The following is a 19,718-nucleotide window of genomic DNA, read 5'->3' on the forward strand; positions in this document are numbered from 1 at the left end:
GGGCAGCCGGGCCACCTCGACGCAGGCGCGCGCCGGGTGGTTCTCTTTGAAAAATTCGCCGTAAACTTCGTTGATCAGAGGGAAATCGTCCATGTTCTTGATGAACAGGGTTGTTTTGACCACCTTATCCAGGCTGCTGCCGGCCGCCTCGATGATGGTTTTCAGGTTGTTTATTGCCTGGCGGGTCTCTACCTTGATGTCATCGGTGACCAGGTCTCCCGTGGTCGGGTCGAAGGCCAGCTGGCCCGAAACATACACCATGGTGTCGGTTTTTACCGCCTGTGAATAGGGGCCGATGGCCGCCGGCGCATCCGGCGTGCTGACGATGGATCGCGTTGCATTCATGGGTCGATTTTCTCCTTTGTTGGAAATCCAGTAGATACCCGGGCCCTTAGTACCGGGATTTCAATACGTTGTTAAACCTGAGCCTTGCGGGCAGTCAGGCCCGCGATGGCTTTTCAAGTTTACCCGACGGCCATTCTACCATCTTTATCCCTCTGGTCAACGATGGATATGACCATTGACGGCATTCGCCATAGCAGTCTCCCGAAAAGACAAACCGCTGCAGCCGTGCTCCCTCAAGCGTTATGCGGGTTACGTCTTGACAGGTTTTTCAATCTCTTCTATATGTTGTCCTCATATGCCCAAAAAGATCAGGCCGTTATGAAACCGACCGAGACACGGCCATCTCGGCGCCAACCGGCAAGAGGGTCAACGCATGAAAAAAATAGCCAGGGCAACCGGCCTGTGCCTCCTTTCGCTCCTGCTCGGGGCCTGTTCTCCTTCTTCCGAAAGCAGCGGCCCTCCGGAACCGCCGCCGAAAGCGGTGCGTGTTATGGAAATCCGGCGCGACCCGATACCCATCGTGGCCGAGGCGGTGGGCCGGCTGGTACCCAACCGGGAGGTGACCCTGGCCGCCGAAATATCCGGGGTTGTTGCGGAATACAGTGTCGATACCGGTGACAGAGTTCAGGAGGACAGCATCCTCGTCCGCCTGGACCCCGTCGATTATCAACTCGCGCTGAAAGAGGCAGAGGCTAATTTCAGCGTGGCCCAAACCCGCCTGGACCTGGCCCTGAAAGCCTACAACCGTTCTAAAAACCTCTTGCCGCGCAAGGTCATCACCCAGGATGCCTTCGACCGGGCAGAATCGGAGTACCTGTCGGCCAGAGCATCGCTGGAGCGGCTGACGGTACTGGTGGATATTGCCAAGGCCCGTCTGGCAAAAACCAGGGTGCACGCTCCTTTCAACGGCCATGTTGCAGCCCGGATGATCGAAACCGGTCAGATGATCGGGGCCGGACAGCCCTTGATGAAAATCGTCGATGCGAACCCCATGCGGGTCAAGATCTGGTTGCCCGAAAAAGGGTATGTGCACCTGGACAAAAGCGACCCTGTTTCGATCGTGGTGGAAGCTTTTCCCGCAAGCACCTTCACCGGCACGATCGACCGTATCGACATTGTCGCAGATGAAAAAACCAACACCTTTGGCGTGGAAATCCTGCTGGACAATACCGAGCTTCTCTTGAAGGCAGGCATGAGCGCCAGGGTCCAAATTGTCACGGGCTTGATACCCGACGCCATCCTCATCCCCCAAAGCACGGTTCTCTACCGATCGGATCGAGAGGAAGTCTTTATTGCAGGCCCGGACAACCGCGCAATCCTGCGGCAAATCGAACCGGGCCTGAGCGCCGGTGATAAGATCGAGATCCGCAAGGGCCTCTCCGAGGGCGATCAGCTGATTGTCACCGGGGGACAGTTCCTCGAGCCGGGGGACAAAATATTGATCTCGGCTTTCACCAGGACCGCGGAAAAATGAGCATCTTCGGCTTCATCATCCGGCAGGGGCGCATCTTTACCCTTATCGTGATCGTCCTGCCCATCATCGCCGGCACTTTTGCTTATCAATCCCTTCCCAAGGAGGGGGAACCCGAGATCGCCATCCCGCATGCCATCGTGACCACCGTCTACCCCGGTGCTTCCCCTAGTGAAATAGAGAGCCTGGTGACCAATCCTCTGGAGGAGGCCTTGAGCGATCTCAAAGAAGTCGATGAGATGCGCTCCTCGTCGGCCGAGTCCGTGTCGGTTATCGTCATCGATTTCGTAGTGGATGCCAACCTGGAGCTTTCCCTCCAACGGGTCAGGGAAAAGGTGACCGATGCCCGGAAGGAGCTGCCCGAAGAGGCTGAAGATTCGACGGTGTCGGAAATCAGCTTCAGCGACGTCCCCATCATGCTCGTATCCGTGGTGGGGGACATGGATCCCGTTCTGCTCAGACGTCTGGCCGAAGATGTTGCCGATGAGTTAGCCTTGATACCGGAAGTGCTCTCAACGGACGTGGCCGGCGGGCGCACCCGGGAGATCCACATCTATCTGGATCCTAAAAGGCTCAACCAGTTCGGCTTGACGATTCTGGACGTTTACAATGCCGTCAAACACTCGGACATCAATATTCCCGGCGGCATGGTCAACATACCCGAGCGACGTTTTTTGCTGCGCACGCTGACCGAGATTAAAACAGTGGCCGATTTTGAGCGGGTCCCCCTGGTCCGCAGGGGGGACCGGGTGGTGTTTCTGGGTGACGTCGGCATGGTAAGGGACGGGCACCAGGAGGATATCAGCTATTCCCGCGTCGATGGCGAGTCTTCGGTCGCCATTGCCGTAAAAAAAAGGGACGGGGCCAACATCCTGCAAACATCGGCCAAGGTTCGGGCGGCCATCGAAGACCTGCAGCAAGACTTCCCGGCCGGCATCCACATGGTGGTCACCGCGGACCAGGCCAAATACATTCAGCAGGGGTTCGACACGATGAACAACTCCGCCATCACCGGGTTGATCATTGTCATCATCGTCCTCTATTTTGCCATGGGGTTCAGAAACTCCCTCATCACGTCCCTGTCCATCCCCCTGTCGCTGCTGATCACCTTTATTCTGCTCAAGGTTTTCGGGCAAACCAACAACAACATGGTTCGATTTTCACTGGTGCTCTGCATCGGTTTGCTGGTGGACAACGCCATCATCGTGGTGGAAAATGTCTATCACCATTATCAACTGGGCAAAGAGCGGCTGGCCGCTGTCATCGAAGGGGTTGCGGAAATCGCCGCTCCGGTCGTTTCCGCAACCCTGACCACCATGGCCGCCTTTCTGCCGATTTTGCTGATGACGGGCACCACTGGCGAGTATATGGGGTTTCTGCCCAAGACGGTCACCATCGCGCTGTCGGCATCCCTGATCGTTTCACTGGTCGCCAATCCGCTGCTGCTGTCCCGCTTTATGAAGCGCTCGGTCAAAGACGGCAGGATCGTCAGGCCCGAGGAGGATCTGGCCTTTTTGAAAAAGATTTATGTCCGGGTTGTCGCCTGGTCCCTGAACCACCGATTCAGCGTCGTTTGCCTGACCCTGGTCAGCATGGCCTGGGCCGTCGGCCTCGTCGGGCTGAACGTCATCAAGATAGAAATGTTCCCGGACATCGATTTCGATTACATCTATATACCCATCGAAACCCCCACGGGTACGGATGTGGAAATCACCGACCGTGTCGCCAGGCGGGTGGAATCCATCGTTGCCGACATGGTGCCGGAGGCCACTCAAGTGGTCGCGACAGTGGGGTACCGGGGTCAGAGCGCTTACGAACTGTCTTTCGGGCAGGGCGCCGTCAGCCATTTTGCAGAAATTACCGTGGAGTTGCTGGACGGCAAGGAGTTCGCCCGCGCCTCCCACCGGGAAATTCAGCGGCGCATCCGAGGCCGGCTGGACAGGATACCCGGTGCCGCCATCCGCTTTCGCCCGCTGTCCTGGGGCCCGCCCACCTTTGCACCGGTGGTGGTGAAAGTCATCGGTCCCGAGCTCGCGATCCTGCGGAAAATTTCCACCGAAATTAAGACGCGTCTATCCCGCATCGAGGGAGCTGTGGACGTGACGGACGACTTTTCGAATGCGCCCCCGGAATTACGGATAAAGGTTGATCGCGAGAAATCGGCATCCCTCGGCATCCCGCTGGATCTGTTGGCCATGACTCTCCGCGGTGCCACTGCCGGACTGGATATCCGGGAATTTCAAGATGAAATGGATATATCCAAAAAGTACGACGTGCGGGTTCGGTTTTCGCCTGCATCACGGACCACCGCCAGGATGCTGGAAGATGTCAAGGTGCGCTCGGACACCGGCATGCTGGTGCCCCTGTCCAATATTGCCGAATTTTCCCGGGGGCCGGGAATCAGCAAAATTGGGCACGTGGACCGGCGCAGGGTTGTACGCGTTTCGGCACGCAACGAGGGGCGGCCGGCGGTGGAAATCTCCAAGGAACTCATCAGAAAGCTTTCAGGGTTTGAACTGCCGCATGGCTACAGCCTCGATTTTTCGGGGGAACATCAGGAAACCGAAGAGTCCTTCGCCAGCCTGAAGCTGGCCTACCTGATCGCTTTTCTCCTGATCTTTGCGCTTCTGGTTACCCAATTCGATTCCTATTTTCAGCCGTTGGCCATCATGACCGCACTGCCCCTGTCGATTGTCGGCGCCATGCTCGGGTTGCTGGTAACGGGCAACAATTTCTCGATCATGAGCTTTGTGGGACTGGTAGGTCTTACCGGCATCGTCGTCAATGACTCCATTGTGCTGGTGGACTGCATCAACAGCAAGCGCACAGAGGGCATGCACATATTCGAGGCCGTCGTGTCTGCCGGTCAACAACGGCTGCGGCCCATTCTTTCAACCACCCTCTCCACCATCGGCGGCATCATCACCCTGACCATCACCGACAAGTTGTGGGAGGGGCTGGGCGTGGTGATCATCTTCGGTATCGGATTGGCCACCGTGCTGACCCTGGTCGTGGTGCCGGTGATGTACTCGCTTTTCGAAAATCTGGGCTACTACACCATTTCCGCCTTCAAGGGCCCCCGGTTTCAGGACGTACCCCAGGGAACCAGCTTTTTTCTGTCGAGAAGGCGCCGCGCAAAAATTTGGCTTGTCGCGACCGTCCTCGTGCAGGCGGCGGCTTTTGTTGCCGCGGCTTATGCGCTGGCCCCTGAAGTACTCCGGTTGTGGTCCACGACCCAGTTCCAGGCGCCGAACCTGATAAAACTGGTGATCGAAGTGGTGGTGTTTTTCCTGATTCTCGGGTTGAAGGCTGCCGGTGTGGTGGTGGTCGTCATGCTGCCGACCTGGATCGGGTTCTTTTTTCTGATGGGCCGCAGGACGACGGAAGAACACTATGTGGACGTCACCCCTGAGGGGCTGACCCTGACGTCGCCGGTGGAGTCGCTCTTCCTTTCAGCCGAATCGATTGAACGGGTAAGCTACTCCCGGGTCACCGGAAGATTGACCATTCGGGCGGGAAGACGACGCGTCAAACTGCACGGCGTTTTGCCCGCCAGACGAAAGCCTCAAAAAGTGCCGTTGAAAAAATGGCTCGCACATCGCCCGCCCTCGCGTGGAGAGCTTCGGAAGGGCATACGCGATCTGAAAACCGCCATAGAGGCGGTGGTAAGCGGTGTATAGAGTGGTTGCCAGAAAAACGTTCCGATTGTGTTGCATCCAAAAAATGGCGCTGTCGATTTTATATCCACTGTAATAACAAAGCATTATATACACTTTGCCATGTTGTTTGTGCAACCATGAGGTTAAGCGCCGATCCGCAAGACCTTGGCGCCCCGGATCTTGCGCTGCTTGAGTTCCAGCAGGGCGGTGTTGGCCTCATCCAGGGCGTACGCCTGGTATTCCGGTTTGATGGGGATGTCCGCGGCAATTTTCAGAAACGCCGACACGTCCCCGCGGGCCACGTTGGCCACGCTTTTGATCTCCTTCTCCATCCAGAGCTGCGCCGGATAGTCCAGCCCCATGAGCAGGTCATTGTCCCGGCTTTCCTTGCGGATGGCATTGATGACCAGCCGGCCGCCCGGCTTGAGGCACTTCAGGGCCTCCAGCACCGGTTTCCAGACCGGAGTGGTATCGATGACCGCATCCAGAAGCGCCGGGGGCTTATCGCCGATCTCCCCGGCCCAAACAGCGCCCAGTTCCAGGGCAAAGGCCCTTTCCCGGGCGCTGCGCGCAAACACATAAATCCGGGAGCGGACATAGCGATGCTGCATCATTTTCAGCACCAGGTGCGCGGACGCCCCGAATCCCGTCAATCCCAGGTGCTGCCCGTCCTCGATGCCGGTCAACCGGAGGGAACGGTAGCCGATAGCCCCCGCGCATAAAAGCGGCGCGGCCTCTGCATCGGCCATGCCGGACGGAATGGCAAAGGCGAATTTTTCGGGCACGCGCATGTATTCCGCATAGCCGCCGTGGGCGTCACGGCCGGTGGCTTTGAATTCCGGACAAAGGTTTTCTCTGCCGCTGCAGCAGAATTCACAGTTGCCGCAGGCGGAAAAAATCCAGGCCACGCCGACCCGGTCGCCGTTGTTGAACCGCGTCGCGTTCGCCCCCCTGCCCACGACCCTGCCCACGGCCTGGTGTCCCAGCACCATCGGAAAAAACGCCGGGGGGGTGCGCCCCTCGATCTCGTCCAGCTCCGTGTGGCACACGCCGCAGGTGCTCACCGCGATGACGATATCCCCCTCCCCCGGCTGCGGGTCCGGCAGCGTCACCGCCTTGAGCGGCCGGGTTTCCTTTTCCAGGTCGCAGAGTCGCTCCAATACCATTGCTTGCATACGATCAATCCTCGCTGATGGTCATCTTCCTACCCAAGTTGCAACCCCCATGGGGTTTATCCCCCGCCAGTTGCGCGCATCCGGGTGCTCGATATTCTTTTTATTGATTCAGGGTTGCATAGCATACCACATGACCCGTCACTTATGCAAAAATTACAGTACTGTTGGCGCGGAAAGCGTTTTGAACCTTGACAGCGGGAACAGCCTCATTGTATTTTTTGTTTACAGATTTGCACCAACAATGGAGAAATTCGAGGTTTGATGATAAACATGCGGGCAGATCCTGATTCAATTTAAATTTTCATGGGTGGGTATGAAGCATCGGTGGCCGTTAAGATCAGTTGAACATGAAAATTTACAACTATGAAATCACTCGGTATATGTCTCGGCGCTTCCTCGGTATCGATTGCCCGGCTTGAAACCGACGGCAGTGCACCCTCAACTTCCGGCAAGGCGAGAAAACAGCCTCCACGCATGATCGGCAACGCCGTCTACCCCCACGACGGCAACCCGAAAAGGACCCTCGTCGAGGCACTTGCAGGACTGGATGTAAACCGCTTCGACCGCATCGCCGTCACCGGCAGAAAATTCCGCAGCGTTCTCCGTCTATCGTCAATATCCGAACCCCGCGCCGTGGAATACGCCTACCGCTACACCCGCCCCCCCGGCGTGTCCTGCCCGGCCATCGTTTCCGCCGGCGGTGAAACCTTCATGGCCTACGTCCTGGACAGTTCCGGACGCATCGCCAACGTCCTCACCGGCAACAAGTGTGCATCGGGAACGGGAGAATTTTTCCTGCAGCAAATCCGCCGCATGAACGTATCCCTGGACGAAGCCGCCCGCTGGTCCTCGACGGAAAAGCCATACCATGTTTCCGGACGTTGCTCCGTTTTCTGCAAATCGGACTGCACGCACGCCACCAACAAAGGGGTTCCCAAGTCCCAGGTAACCGCCGGCCTCTGCAAAATGATGGCCGATAAAATTATCGAGCTGCTGAAAAGGGTGGATCGGCGCAACATCATGCTCACCGGCGGTACGACCAGGAACGGCATGATGGTGACTTACCTCAAACAGGCGATTCCCGGGCTGATTATCCCTAGCGAGGCACCGTACTTCGAAGCGCTGGGAGCCGCCTTGTGGGCCCTCCAAAACAGCACCCAACGTCCGGCCGACCAGGTCGCCGAGTGGTTTATCGACGGCGCGGCCGCTCCCGCTTGTCTGCCCCCGCTGAACGAAGCCGCCGATCAGGTCACCTTCAAAACCATAAAAAGCGGCCGCATCGTTCCCGGAAAGGATTGCATTCTGGGGCTGGACGTGGGCTCCACCACCACCAAAGCGGTGCTCATGCAAAAGGACAGCAACGCACTGCTGGCCTCGGTCTACCTGCGCACCGACGGCGATCCCGTGGGGGCCTCACGAAAATGTTACACCGCTATCCTGAAACAGGTAAAAGGCGTTGTCGACCCGGCCGAGCTTCCCATCGTGGGACTGGGGGTCTGCGGCTCCGGCCGCCAGATTGCCGGCCTGCATGCGCTGACCGACGGCGTCATCAATGAAATCGTCGCCCACGCCGCGGCCGCCGTTTTTTTCGATCCGGAAGTCGACACCCTGTTCGAAATCGGCGGCCAGGATGCCAAATACACCTACATCACCAACGCCGTGCCATCCGATTACGCCATGAATGAAGCCTGCTCGGCGGGGACGGGATCCTTTCTCGAAGAATCCGCCCTGGAATCGCTGGGCGTCGCCATGGAAGATATCGCCGGCATCGCCCTTCAGGGGAGCAGGCCGCCAAATTTCAACGACCAGTGCGCGGCCTTCATTGCCTCCGACATTAAAAATGCCATCCACGAGGGCATCCCGCATGCCGACATCGTTGCCGGCCTGGTCTATTCCATCTGCATGAATTACAGCAACCGGGTCAAGGGAAACAGGACCGTGGGACGCAAGGTGTTCATGCAGGGCGGGGTTTGCTACAACCACGCCGTGCCGCTCGCCATGGCCACGCTTGTCGGCAAGCCCATTGTCGTCCCCCCGGAGCCCGGACTCATGGGCGCCTTCGGGGTGGCCCTCGAGGTGAGCAAACGACTGGACCTGGGGCTTATGGAGCGTAAAGCCTTCGACCTTGCCCAACTGGCGGCAAGAGACGTCCGGTACTGCCGCGAGTTCACCTGCAGGGGCGGCAAAGAAAAATGCGATCGAAAATGCACCATCACGATGATAGAGCTGGAAGGCAAGCGCTATCCCTTTGGCGGTGCCTGCAACCGGTACGACAACCTGCGCCGCCGCATCGAGCACGACACGGCAAAACTGGATCTGGTCCGGGTACGCCAGGAACTCGTTTTCAATCTTGAAGGCACCCTGCCCCGCCGGCGTCAAGGCCAGGGATCCAGGGGGCGCATCGGGTTCAACCGCAGTTTCCTGGTCAATTCCTATTACCCGCTGTACGCCGCCTTCTTTTCACGCATCGGCTATGAACCGGTACTTCCGGACGAGCCCTCGCAAACCGGAATCGAACAGCGCAATGCGGCCTTCTGCTACCCCGGTGAGCTGGCCCACGGCTTTTTTCACAGCCTGATCGGAATGGAACCGGCGCCGGACTACCTTTTTCTGCCCCATGCCAAATCCATCCCCCTGGAAAACGGCACCCGCTCCTCGCAGGTATGCCCGCTTGTCCAGGGAGAAACCTTTTATCTTCAATCCACTTTTAGAGACAGGCTCAAAGAGCTTGAAAAAAAGGGCACCCGCGTGCTGGCACCGCTTCTCGATTTGAATGGCGGGTTCGAAAAAGCGCGCGCGCCTCTGCTGGAAACCGCCGGCCGCATGCATGTCGACAGAAAAATCGCCCGGCGCGCCTTCGACACGGCCGTGGCGCAACAACAGCTGTGCGTTGATAAAATGCGGGCCGCCGGCCTGCAGGCCCTGGCCGACCTCGAGGCCGACCCCGACCGGACCGGCGTGGTCATCTTCTCCAGGCCCTACAACGGTCTGGTGGCCGAAGCCAACATGGGGATTCCCGCAAAACTGGCCACACGCGGCATCACGGTGATTCCTCTGGATTTCCTGCCTTTTGAAAAGGAGGACGCCAAACGGCATATGTACTGGGGCATGGGTCAGATTATCCTCAGAGCGGCTCGCCTGGTCAAACGCCACCCCCAGCTGTTCGGGGTATTCATCACCAATTTTTCCTGCGGCCCCGACTCTTTCATCGTCGGGTATTTCAGGTCAATCATGGGCCGCAAGCCCTCCCTGACGCTCGAACTGGACAGCCATACGGCCGACGCAGGACTGGATACACGCATCGAAGCCTTTCTCGACATCGTTTCCGCTTATCGACAGCTCACCATGCAGAAGCGGATAACGGAAAAAGTCGATCCCTTCAAACCGGCCGAAATCAGCCTCGAGAGAGGCGTTTCCACGGTGGTGACCACTTCCGGTAAAAAAATCCCCCTGACCGATCCCCGGGTCACCCTGCTCGTCCCCTCCATGGGCAAGCTGGGGTCCGAAGGTATCGCCGCCGTTTTTCGGGGGGTGGGCGTCAACGCCGTGGCTCACCCGCCCTCCGACGAAAACGTTCTCAAAATCGGCCGGGGAAACACCTCGTGCAAAGAGTGCCTGCCCCTTATACTTACCACGGGTACCCTGCTGAACTACGTTAGTCACCGCAAACCCGGCGAGGTAATCGTCTACCTCCTGGCCACCGGCTCAGGCCCCTGCCGCTTCGGGCAGTACTACATTTTTATGGAAGACCTTATCCGGCGCCTGCAAATCCCCGATGTTGCCGTGTTCACCCTCACTTCCGAAAACTCCTATCTGGGGCTCGACAAAACCCTCGAGCGCAGAACCTGGTGGGCGGTGGTCGTTTCGGACATGATGGAGGACATTCGCTCCATGCTGCTGGCAAACGCCGTCGATGTCGTGTCCGCGCTTTCGCGGTTCGATACCGAATGGCAAGCCATCCTCGAGGCCTTGGAAAGCGGCCGCTTCAAGCACCTGGAAAATCAGCTGTCCCTGAGCACTGCCCGTTTCAGGGAGATCCCCCTGAAAAAGCCCGCCCGTGACGTTCCCACCATCAATCTGACCGGGGAGATATTCGTACGTCGGGACGGGCTCTCGCGCCGGTATCTTACCGAAAAACTGGCTGAAAAGGGTTTCGCCGCCACCTGCACGCCCGTCGCCGAATGGGTTTTCTATTCCGAATACCTCGTCGAGGAGGGCCTGAACGAGCACACCATGACCCTGTCTGAAAAATTGCGCTTCAAAATCAGGAAAAAAGTAATGCTGGCAACCGCCAACCGTCTGCGCGCCATTCTGGAAAAAACGGGTCTGTTCCATAGCGCGGCGGTGGACATTCCCACCATCGTCGGCAACGCCGTGCCTTACATATCAAGAGATCTCACGGGCGAAGCCGTTCTGACCATCGGCGGCTCCCTGACCGAAATCGGCACGCATGCGTGCGGGGTGATCGCCATCGGCCCCTTCGGCTGCATGCCCAACAGGCTTTCCGAAGCCGTGATGCACGAAACCATGCGCCGGAGTGAAAAACTGAAAACCGAACCCGACAATGACGATCTAAAGGCCGTACTGAACCGGGTTGACGACCTGCCGTTTCTGGCCATCGAAAGCGACGGCTCCCCCTTCCCTCAAATCATCGAAGCCAAGCTCGAGGCTTTCTGCCTGAGATCGCGTCGCCTGCACGAAAAAATGCTGCGGGCCGGTACCGCCCAGCCGAAAAGCACCTGAAAAAAGGAGATATGCTCTTGCGACAACACAGATCGTTAATAATGACCGCGCCGGCCAAAGCGTACAGGTTGCTTCTATCAGTGTTGCCCTTTTTCATACTCGCGATAGGTCCAACGGCGCAGGCCGTCAAACCGGAAAGGATTTTGATCCGCAACGTCGCGCTCATCGACCAGAGCGGCAGGCAGGAGGATGTGATCGTAAATATTCTGGTTCAGAACCACAAGCTTAAACTCGTCACCAAGGACGACATTCCAGACGATGACGTAGACCTGGCGTTCGATGCCAGGGGAGGCTATCTGATCGGCAAACTGGCCACGGGGCAGGCCCCCAGTTTCATGATCCTTGACCAAGACCCGCGAACCGACATTCAAGTCATGCTGGACACGGACACCCACGCGCGCTTTGCCATGCAGGAAGGCGTCATCGTCCGCAACCGGCTGAACCGCGCCCGGGCGGCCCATCCCCAGAAAAAGCAGGGTGAATGGTTTGCCTACTCCCCACCGCCCGTATCGCTTCCCGTGGGGTATCAGAGCGGATCGCGGTGGAACCAGTGGGAAAGTGGATGGACAAACGGGATTCTCATCGGCACCGTTGTCCTGGACCGTCAGTTCTGGCCCTACCAGAACGGCGGCAGCCGAGAGCGGGAGGGCGACCTCAGCGAATACGAAAGGGGTGAGATCAGGGCCCTGCGGCTGGGTGTGGTCGGGACCCTGAATTTTGAACTGCCTTGGGTGTACACCCTGTTTGCCGCCACCAACGCCTTCGACCAGGGCTTTGACGCCCGCAAGGACAAAAACATCAGCCTGCTGGACTGGCGCCTGGACATCCCCCTGTACGAGCAGACATCGCTGTCTCTGGGCAAGCAGAAAGAGCTGATTTCCATGGAACGCATCAGCAGCCTGGCCTATCTTCCATGGCAGGAGCGCTCGGCGCCGGCGGACGCCTTTCTCCCATCGCGCAACATCGGCGTAACCATAAGCGGCAACGGCTTCGACCAGCGCATGACTTGGGCCGGCGGTGTATACAACGACTGGTTCGACACCGGCAAGGTGTTTAACAAGAGCACCGACCATTACGTGGGGCGCTTGACCTGGCTGCCCTACCGCGAGGCAAATGAGGATGTGCTCCTGCACCTGGGCGTCGGCCTGCGGTATGACGACGCACACGAGGAGGTCCGCTACAAAACCCGGCCGGAATTTTATCAGGCGCCCTTTTTCGTGGATACCGGGCCCATGGCGGCGAACGGTGCCCTGACTTGCGCAACGGAAGTTTCCTACCGCATGGGACCCGTTTGGCTGGCCGGTGAGTATATTCGCAGCTGGGTGGACGCACCGGAACTGGGAGACCCCGTTTTAGACGGCTACCATGTCGGCATCAGCTGGGTGCTCACCGGTGAAATGCGCCGCTACAACAAGAAGAACGGCACCCTCGATCGCTATCCGGTGGCACGTTCGGTCTACCAGGGCGGTCCGGGTGCCTGGGAGGCGGCCACCCGCTGGTCCAGCATCGACCTAGCCGATGGAGCCGTATCCGGAAGCGCAATGGACATACTTTCCGCCGGTGTCAACTGGTGGCTGTCATCTTTTTTCCTGACGAGCATCAACTATCGGCGCATCTGGCTTGACAATGAAGAAGGCCATGGTATATCCGACGGTGTCAATTGGCGTGTTATGCTGATGCTCGAATAAACCACAGGGTAAAGCCGTGCGCCACGATTTTATGAAAGGAATGAACTGAAAATGGATAAAAAAGCAGAGGCTTGCAACGACGTTGACAGGTGGAGAAGCATGCTGTGCATGGCGGCCGTACTGTGCTGTTTTTTGTTTATCATCCCGAACAGTGCGTTGGCGGAGGGCGGAAAGCCGGTGTGGACCCCGGCGGGAGCAGCCCCCGAGGGTTTCGACTGGATCCAGCTGGCCAACGGCGAATGGTTCAAGGGGGATCTCAAGGTGCTCTACAACGACTCCCTGGAATTCGACAGCGATGAAGTGGGCCTCTATCAATTCGACTGGGAGGACGTGCAGCAGGTTATCTGCCATCAACCCCAAAGCGTCCGCATCGAGAGCCAGAATACCAAGGAGAAGGATCTGTTCAACGCGGGCGGCAATGGCCGGACGGTCGTCGGAATCCTGCGCATAAGAGGGGACAGGGTCTTCGTGGATACCGGAGAGGGGGTCGAGGAATTCGACCGCAGCAACCTGGTCTCCATTGCACCCGGCAAAGCCAGGGAACTGGACTACTGGGCGGCTAAAATCACCCTCAGCGTCGATATTGCCGCGGGCAACAGCGAAAAGGAGGATTACAGCGCCAACGCTAACTTCAAACGGCGCACCTCCCTGACTCGCTTCTACCTGGACTATCGCGGCATCTACTCGGAAACCGAAGGCGTGAAAACGTCGAACAGCCACAGGGCAAACAGCTATTTCGACATCTTCAGCACCCGGCGGTTTTTCTGGCGACCGGTTTTTGCCGAGTATTACCGGGACTCTTTCGCCAACATCGCCCACAGGGGAACCATCGGCGCCGGGGCGGGTTACACCATCATCGACACGGCTAAAACCGAGTGGCTCGTTTCCCCCGGAATCGCCTACATGTTCACCGAGTTCGACTCCGTTCAAGCCGGTGAAGATAAATCCACCTCGACCCCGGCTTTTGTGTTCTCAACCGAATTCGACACCGAGCTGACCAACAAAGTCGATTTCAATGCCCTTTACAACTTCAGCGTGGTCAACGAGGAATCGGGGCGCTACACCCACACGGCCAAATCGGGGATAGAAATAGAGCTCACCGGCCGTTTGGACCTGGACCTTTCGATCGTCTGGAATCGGATCCAAAAGCCCGAGCCCGCATCCGACGGCAGGGCACCGGAAAAAGACGACTTCTATTTCTTTTGCGGACTGACGTTCGAACTGTAAGGGCCGCTATCAAAGGCAGACAAACATGCATTTGCACAAGGTGAACATCATTCTGCTTGCAGCGCTGCTGGCTTTAATCCCCCTGTGCGCGGGTACGCCGGCATGGTCGGCTGATGAATCCGGCTCATCCGGCGTTGCCAGGCAGAAAATTATCGAGGCCTCTTCCGAGATCCCCGATGATGACACCGATCAAATGCTGAAGCGGATCAATGCGAGCTTCAAGCGGCTGAAACGTTATATGAGCCGCCTGAGTGACGCCGGCGCCGAAGACCGGGAGGTCCTGCAGCTGCAGATTTACAACGAACGCGTGGCAATTCTGCAAGCGATGCACAGGTTGGCCGATGTCCTTTTGGAGCTGGAAAAAAAAGCGCCGCAGCCCGAACTGCGACGAGAAATGGAAAGCGCCTTTACACGCATCGTGCCCCAATTCTGGCACCACATCGGTAGACTGCGCAACGACATCGACAAGGCCCGCGCCCAGCGGAGCGAAGCCGACGTGGAATCGCTGCAGAGCATCGAATACGAAATTGCCAAACTCACGAAACGGCTCGATGTGTTTTTCCGGCTGAGTTTTGAACACCTTCTCAAAATGGAAACCGTGGGAATGGCGGTGGAGACACCGCGCCGGAAGCTGTCCGTTTTACTGACGGACCGCAGCGATGAACTTACGGGTAGAATAAAGCTGGCCTTGATGCGTATCGAGGACCTGGAAAAACAGCGCAAGGATCTGCCGGATAGCGCCGCCATTAGCGCTCGCTTGGTTGCAACCCGCATGGGCCTGAATACCAACGTCGCCAGTCTCCAGGCCACGTTGGATCTGATGGAAAATCTGGACTTGGACACCAGGGCGCCCCGCGCCCTCCTGGTCACAGCCACCCACGATATCGGGTCCGGCCTGCTGGACACAGGCGTAGCCTTCAACCTGGCCCATCGCACGACGAAGCGTTTCACGGCCTGGATCATCGAAAAAGGGCCCGGGTACCTGATCAAGGCACTCGCCCTGCTCGCAATTTTGTCGGCCTTCATTTTTGCCTCCCGCGTTATCCGTGCCGGATTGGACAAAGCCCTCAGGGCCTCCAACCTGAACCTCTCGACCCTGGCCCGCCGAATGCTGATCTCGACGGCATCCAAGCTGGTTGTCATCTTGGGCATCATGGTCATTCTGTCCCAGATAGGTATCAGCCTGGGGCCGCTGTTGGCCGGACTCGGTGTGGTAGGCTTTATCGTCGGCTTTGCCCTGCAGGACAGCCTGAGCAATTTTGCGGCGGGCGTGATGATTCTTCTCTACCGCCCTTACGACGTGGGTGATTTCGTGGACGTGGGCGGCGTTTTCGGCGCGGTGGAGCGAATGAGTCTGGTATCCACCAGTTTGCTCACCATCGACAACCAAGTGTACATCGTTCCCAACAGCAAAATCTGGGGAGACGTGATAAAAAACGTCACGGCGCAAAAACTCCGCAGGGTGGACATGGTGTTCGGTATATCCTACCGTGACGACGTGGAAAAAGCCGAAGCGGTCCTGGCGGATATCTTAAAATCCCATGGCAAGGTGCTCGACTACCCGGAATCCAAGATACGGCTCCACAAGCTCGGCGAGTCGTCCGTCGATTTCGTCGTGCGCCCCTGGGTAAAGGTCGACGACTACTGGGATGTCTACTGGGATATCACCCGTGCGGTCAAATTGCGCTTTGACGAAGAAAACATTTCCATCCCATTCCCGCAGCGCGATGTGCATCTTTACAACGAAGACAAGGAGAAATAGGCTCCGCCGGCACAGTTGCGGCACTGAATCTTTCCTGCTTTGAAAACTTCCCGCTTGTCCCTGACCGTCACGCCGCAAACCTCGCAGACAGCCTTGAACTGCGTCGGACCGGGCATATCGCTGAAAGGAACGTCCACGACCACGGCCTGAACTTCGAAAAGCGCGTCCAAAGGCATTTTTTTATAAGCTTCCAGCTGCTGTTTTCTTTTATCCTCGATACCGGGAGCGTATTTATCCACGGCATCGCGCGAAGTCTCCCTGGAACGCACCCTGAAGGCCCTGCCCGTATCGAGGTTGACAAAGGTGGCCGCCATGATGCCGTTGTCCACATATTTCAGGGAGCGCCGCCCCAATTTTACACCCGTGACAAAGGCAATCGCATCGGTGGCGCAGCGGTCGATCTCCACGTACACCACCAGGGATTTTATCTGCGGCATCTTCGAGGGCTCGTCCAATCCGATCAGGTTGCAGCCCAGCATGGCCATGCGCACGCCGATGACCTGTCCCGCACACAGATGACCGTGGGCTTGGGCCGAGCCTTTCAACAGGGTCTCAAAATCTTCCATCGGTTGTTTCCTTCTTCCGCGCTGCGTGTTATTCTTATTGTTACATCTTTCAACGTAGGATTATGTTAATCTTAACATAACTTGGGTCTCAGCAAAAGGACCCTGAAAACGGGGACACACGTCATGACGGCTTATAGAATAAAATCAAGCCACTGGATAGTGGATGAAAAGAACCGCATCGTAATGGGTGAAGGCAGACTGGCCATACTGGACCGCATCGAAAGCACGGGCTCCATCAACCAGGCCGCCAAATCCCTGCGCATGTCCTACAAAACCGCCTGGAGCAAGATCAAGTCCACGGAAGGCCACCTCAAGATCAAAATTGTCGAGACGGACAGAAACAAGGGCACACGGCTGACCCGGGATGGAAAGGCGCTGCTCGAAAAATACCGCGGGCTCAAAAAGGAATGCGTGGCTGCCGACGACCGGATCTTCAAACGCATTTTCGAGCCGTAGTCCGGAAACACAAAATTTTTAACGACCCCAAGCTTGTGTAGATTCCCCCGGAAAAGCCCTCAGAAATACGTATACGCATCCGATCACCTTGCACCGGAAAAAAGGTTTTCATCGGTCTTGACTTATTAACCAGGCAATTAAGTAGACCAAGGCTTCAGCCCTGAAAAAACAAATCGCCTTATGCCGAAATTCACTTAACACCTGACACTGGATCACTCGGCCACTTGAACCCTCGGATCCTTGGCCCCTGGTTCATTAAAGCGTATACCGTAACCCAGAGTCTGCGACTGTCTGCGGTTAATAATCATTCTCTGCGTCCTCCACCACGCTCTACCGAAGTGGGCCAGAGACATATTCGCTAACCCAAATAACCCAGCAAACCCAATAACACGCTAACCCGACTACCGCCCGCCGTTCAGCGGCGCAGGTCTCTGCCACGGGCCCAAATGTGCACGCAACACCTCCGGCGCAAAATCGATATGAGTAAACAAGCGTTTTTCCAGCATCCGTGATTGTTCCCACAAGGACATGATACGCTGCCGGTGTTCCGCTGTCCGGCCATAGCGCTCGACAATGTAGTGCATGCGCCGTTCCAGCGAGACCACCTCGTCATGCAGAACACGCTTGTCGGCATAGTTGACGATCTGCGCTTCATCGGGGACCTGCAGAAGGTCCCCGGCGGGGATATGCACGTGCCGTCCAACGACACGCCCCACTTCAGGGTATCCGCGCTCCTTCAAGAGCTGTTCGCCCGTCAGAGCGTGATTTTCGCCGGTTTCAAAACTTCTCGTCTTGGTGATGTCGTGCAACAGTGCCGATGCGATGACGAGATGGCGGTCCAACGCGGAGAAACGCCCGTCGAGGCGGTCGGTGAGGCAAAGAGCCACCCGGCAAACCTGTTCGGAATGGGACACGATGTGATCGAGCATCCCCATCTCTTCAATCAATTGATAGCACGTCTGGGCTGATGGCACCATTTTCTGCTTCTCCCTGTCGTTACAAAGGTCTGTCAATTCCCTAAAAGCGTGACTATATCACAAATATAGCCATCGAGCGAATACACCATTGCAATGCCGGGGCACATGCAGCCTTGTTTTGACACCATCACTGAATTCATGCTACAAAACCCCCACGCTGCAAACTATGAGGAAAATTGAAGATTCCCAGCAGCATGCTGCAGGGTAGGCGCTCGTGAACGCGGTTCAACCCGTTACCCAATTTTAACAGAATAAGGAACGCATCCATGGACAAAAGCAAGAAAGCGATCTGGGGCTGGGCCATGTACGACTGGGCCAATTCTGCATTTGCATGTACGGTAATGGCCGGCTTCTTTCCGGTTTTCTTCAAACAATACTGGAGCCATGGCGTCGACGTCAACATGAGCACCGCGCAGCTGGGTATCGGCAACTCCCTGGCAAGCCTGCTGGTAGCACTGATGGCGCCGGTTCTCGGGGCCATCGCCGACAAGGGGTCTTCGAGAAAAAAATTCCTGGTTTTCTTCTGCTATTTAGGTGTGCTGATGACCGCCGCGCTCTTCACCGTCAATCAGGGTCAATGGGCGCTGGCGGTATTTTTCTATGCCATGGGCATCATCGGTTTCTCCGGCTCGAATATTTTTTACGATTCGCTGCTTCCAAGCATAAGCGACGAAAACAATATCGATTTCGTATCCGGCCTGGGGTTTGCCATGGGATACCTCGGGGGAGGCCTGCTGTTTCTTATCAATGTGCTCATGACCCTGATGCCGCAAAAATTCGGTCTGCCCGACGCCGGTGCAGCCGTGCGCTATTCCTTTATATCCGTGGCTGTTTGGTGGGGAGGTTTCGCGCTGATGACCATTTTCTGGGTCCCTGAGAAGCATACGTCCGCCGCCGCAAAAAAGGGCCTAAGCCCTATAGCGGAAGGATTTGGTCAACTCGCAGACACCTTTAAAAAAATCAGGCACCTGAAAACCATCATGCTGTTCCTCGTGGCCTACTGGTTCTACATCGACGGCGTGGACACCATCATCCGCATGGCGGTTGATTACGGCATGTCCCTCGGTTTCGACTCCAACGACCTTATCCTGGCCCTGCTCATCACCCAGTTCGTGGGGTTTCCGTCGGCCATCGTCTTCGGCAAACTCGGCCAGAAGTGGAGCGTTCGGAAATCCATTTACCTGGCCATTGCCATTTATATCGGCGTCACCGTCTGGGGCACCATGATGACCCAGAAGCACGAATTCTACATCCTGGCCATTGTCATCGGCCTGGTGCAGGGAGGCATCCAGGCCCTCAGCCGTTCCTATTATTCCCGTTTGATCCCTACAGAAAAGGCCGCAGAGTACTATGGCTTCTACAACATGCTGGGAAAATTTGCAGCGATTCTCGGCCCCCTTCTGATCGGGATTGTCGGCCTGGCAACGCGACACGCACTGATGCCCCCCGCCCCCACCCCCGAACAGGTCGTTGCCGTGGGAAGAATTGCCTCGCGTTGGGGTATCGGTTCCATCCTCATCCTGTTTTTCATCGGGGCGTTTCTGCTCCACTTGGTGGACGAGGAAAAGGCCAAAATAGACCTGACGTTTCTATCCGAATAGCCTTATTCGGGTGTGCGGCAAGGAGCGTCTCCTTCCCGCATCTTTATA

Annotated in this window: 12 protein-coding genes; 8 read left to right on the forward strand and 4 right to left on the reverse strand. The window is 57.2% G+C overall.

The features are described 5' to 3' along the window. Positions 1-345 (reverse strand): Rid family detoxifying hydrolase (locus LJE94_14110; protein MCG6911242.1); only part of this gene is annotated, 345 nt, incomplete at its 3' end. 373 nt (positions 346-718) lie between these two features. Between LJE94_14110 and LJE94_14115 the strand changes: the two genes are divergently transcribed. Continuing rightward, positions 719-1,819, forward strand: coding sequence for an efflux RND transporter periplasmic adaptor subunit (locus LJE94_14115; protein ID MCG6911243.1), 1,101 nt, complete (start codon positions 719-721; stop codon positions 1,817-1,819). Continuing rightward, positions 1,816-5,496 (forward strand): efflux RND transporter permease subunit, encoded by a 3,681-nt coding sequence (locus tag LJE94_14120; protein MCG6911244.1) that lies wholly within the window; start codon positions 1,816-1,818, stop codon positions 5,494-5,496. Before LJE94_14115 ends, LJE94_14120 begins: the two co-directional genes overlap by 4 nt. Before the next feature lie 122 nt (positions 5,497-5,618). Here the strand turns inward: LJE94_14120 and LJE94_14125 are convergent, their stop codons facing one another. Next, a complete protein-coding gene (locus tag LJE94_14125; GenBank protein ID MCG6911245.1) occupies positions 5,619-6,650 on the reverse strand; it encodes a zinc-dependent alcohol dehydrogenase family protein in 1,032 nt (343 codons plus the stop codon). 363 nt (positions 6,651-7,013) lie between these two features. On the opposite strand from LJE94_14125, the gene LJE94_14130 reads away from it, so the two are divergent. The 4 genes from LJE94_14130 to LJE94_14145 all read left to right on the forward strand — a co-directional run bounded on the left by LJE94_14130 (position 7,014) and on the right by LJE94_14145 (position 16,070). Beyond that, positions 7,014-11,393: an acyl-CoA dehydratase activase gene (locus LJE94_14130; GenBank protein MCG6911246.1), complete on the forward strand. Its 4,380-nt coding sequence runs from the start codon at positions 7,014-7,016 to the stop codon at positions 11,391-11,393. 143 nt (positions 11,394-11,536) lie between these two features. Continuing rightward, a complete protein-coding gene (locus LJE94_14135; GenBank protein MCG6911247.1) occupies positions 11,537-13,081 on the forward strand; it encodes an OprO/OprP family phosphate-selective porin in 1,545 nt (514 codons plus the stop codon). Positions 13,082-13,132: 51 nt separating this feature from the next. Beyond that, a complete protein-coding gene (locus LJE94_14140) occupies positions 13,133-14,308 on the forward strand; it encodes a DUF481 domain-containing protein (protein ID MCG6911248.1) in 1,176 nt (391 codons plus the stop codon). 25 nt (positions 14,309-14,333) lie between these two features. After that, a complete protein-coding gene (locus tag LJE94_14145) occupies positions 14,334-16,070 on the forward strand; it encodes a mechanosensitive ion channel (GenBank protein ID MCG6911249.1) in 1,737 nt (578 codons plus the stop codon). Here the strand turns inward: LJE94_14145 and LJE94_14150 are convergent. Then, positions 16,046-16,636, reverse strand: a complete 591-nt coding sequence (locus LJE94_14150) for an FmdE family protein (GenBank protein MCG6911250.1) — start codon at positions 16,634-16,636, stop codon at positions 16,046-16,048. The two genes, LJE94_14145 and LJE94_14150, sit on opposite strands and share 25 nt — an antisense overlap. Positions 16,637-16,759: 123 nt before the next feature. Here LJE94_14150 and LJE94_14155 point away from each other — a divergent pair, with 123 nt between their 5' ends. Continuing rightward, entirely contained in the window at positions 16,760-17,092 is a 333-nt protein-coding gene (locus LJE94_14155) for a LysR family transcriptional regulator (GenBank protein ID MCG6911251.1), read from the forward strand. Between the two features lie 401 nt (positions 17,093-17,493). On the opposite strand, the gene LJE94_14160 is transcribed toward LJE94_14155, so the two are convergent. After that, complete coding sequence (locus LJE94_14160) at positions 17,494-18,069, reverse strand: HD domain-containing protein (protein MCG6911252.1); 576 nt, start codon at positions 18,067-18,069, stop codon at positions 17,494-17,496. Between the two features lie 266 nt (positions 18,070-18,335). On the opposite strand from LJE94_14160, the gene LJE94_14165 reads away from it, so the two are divergent. Then, positions 18,336-19,670, forward strand: a complete 1,335-nt coding sequence (locus tag LJE94_14165; protein ID MCG6911253.1) for an MFS transporter — start codon at positions 18,336-18,338, stop codon at positions 19,668-19,670. Positions 19,671-19,718 lie beyond the last annotated feature (48 nt).

Source organism: Deltaproteobacteria bacterium (assembly GCA_022340465.1).
GTDB lineage: Bacteria > Desulfobacterota > Desulfobacteria > Desulfobacterales > B30-G6 > JAJDNW01.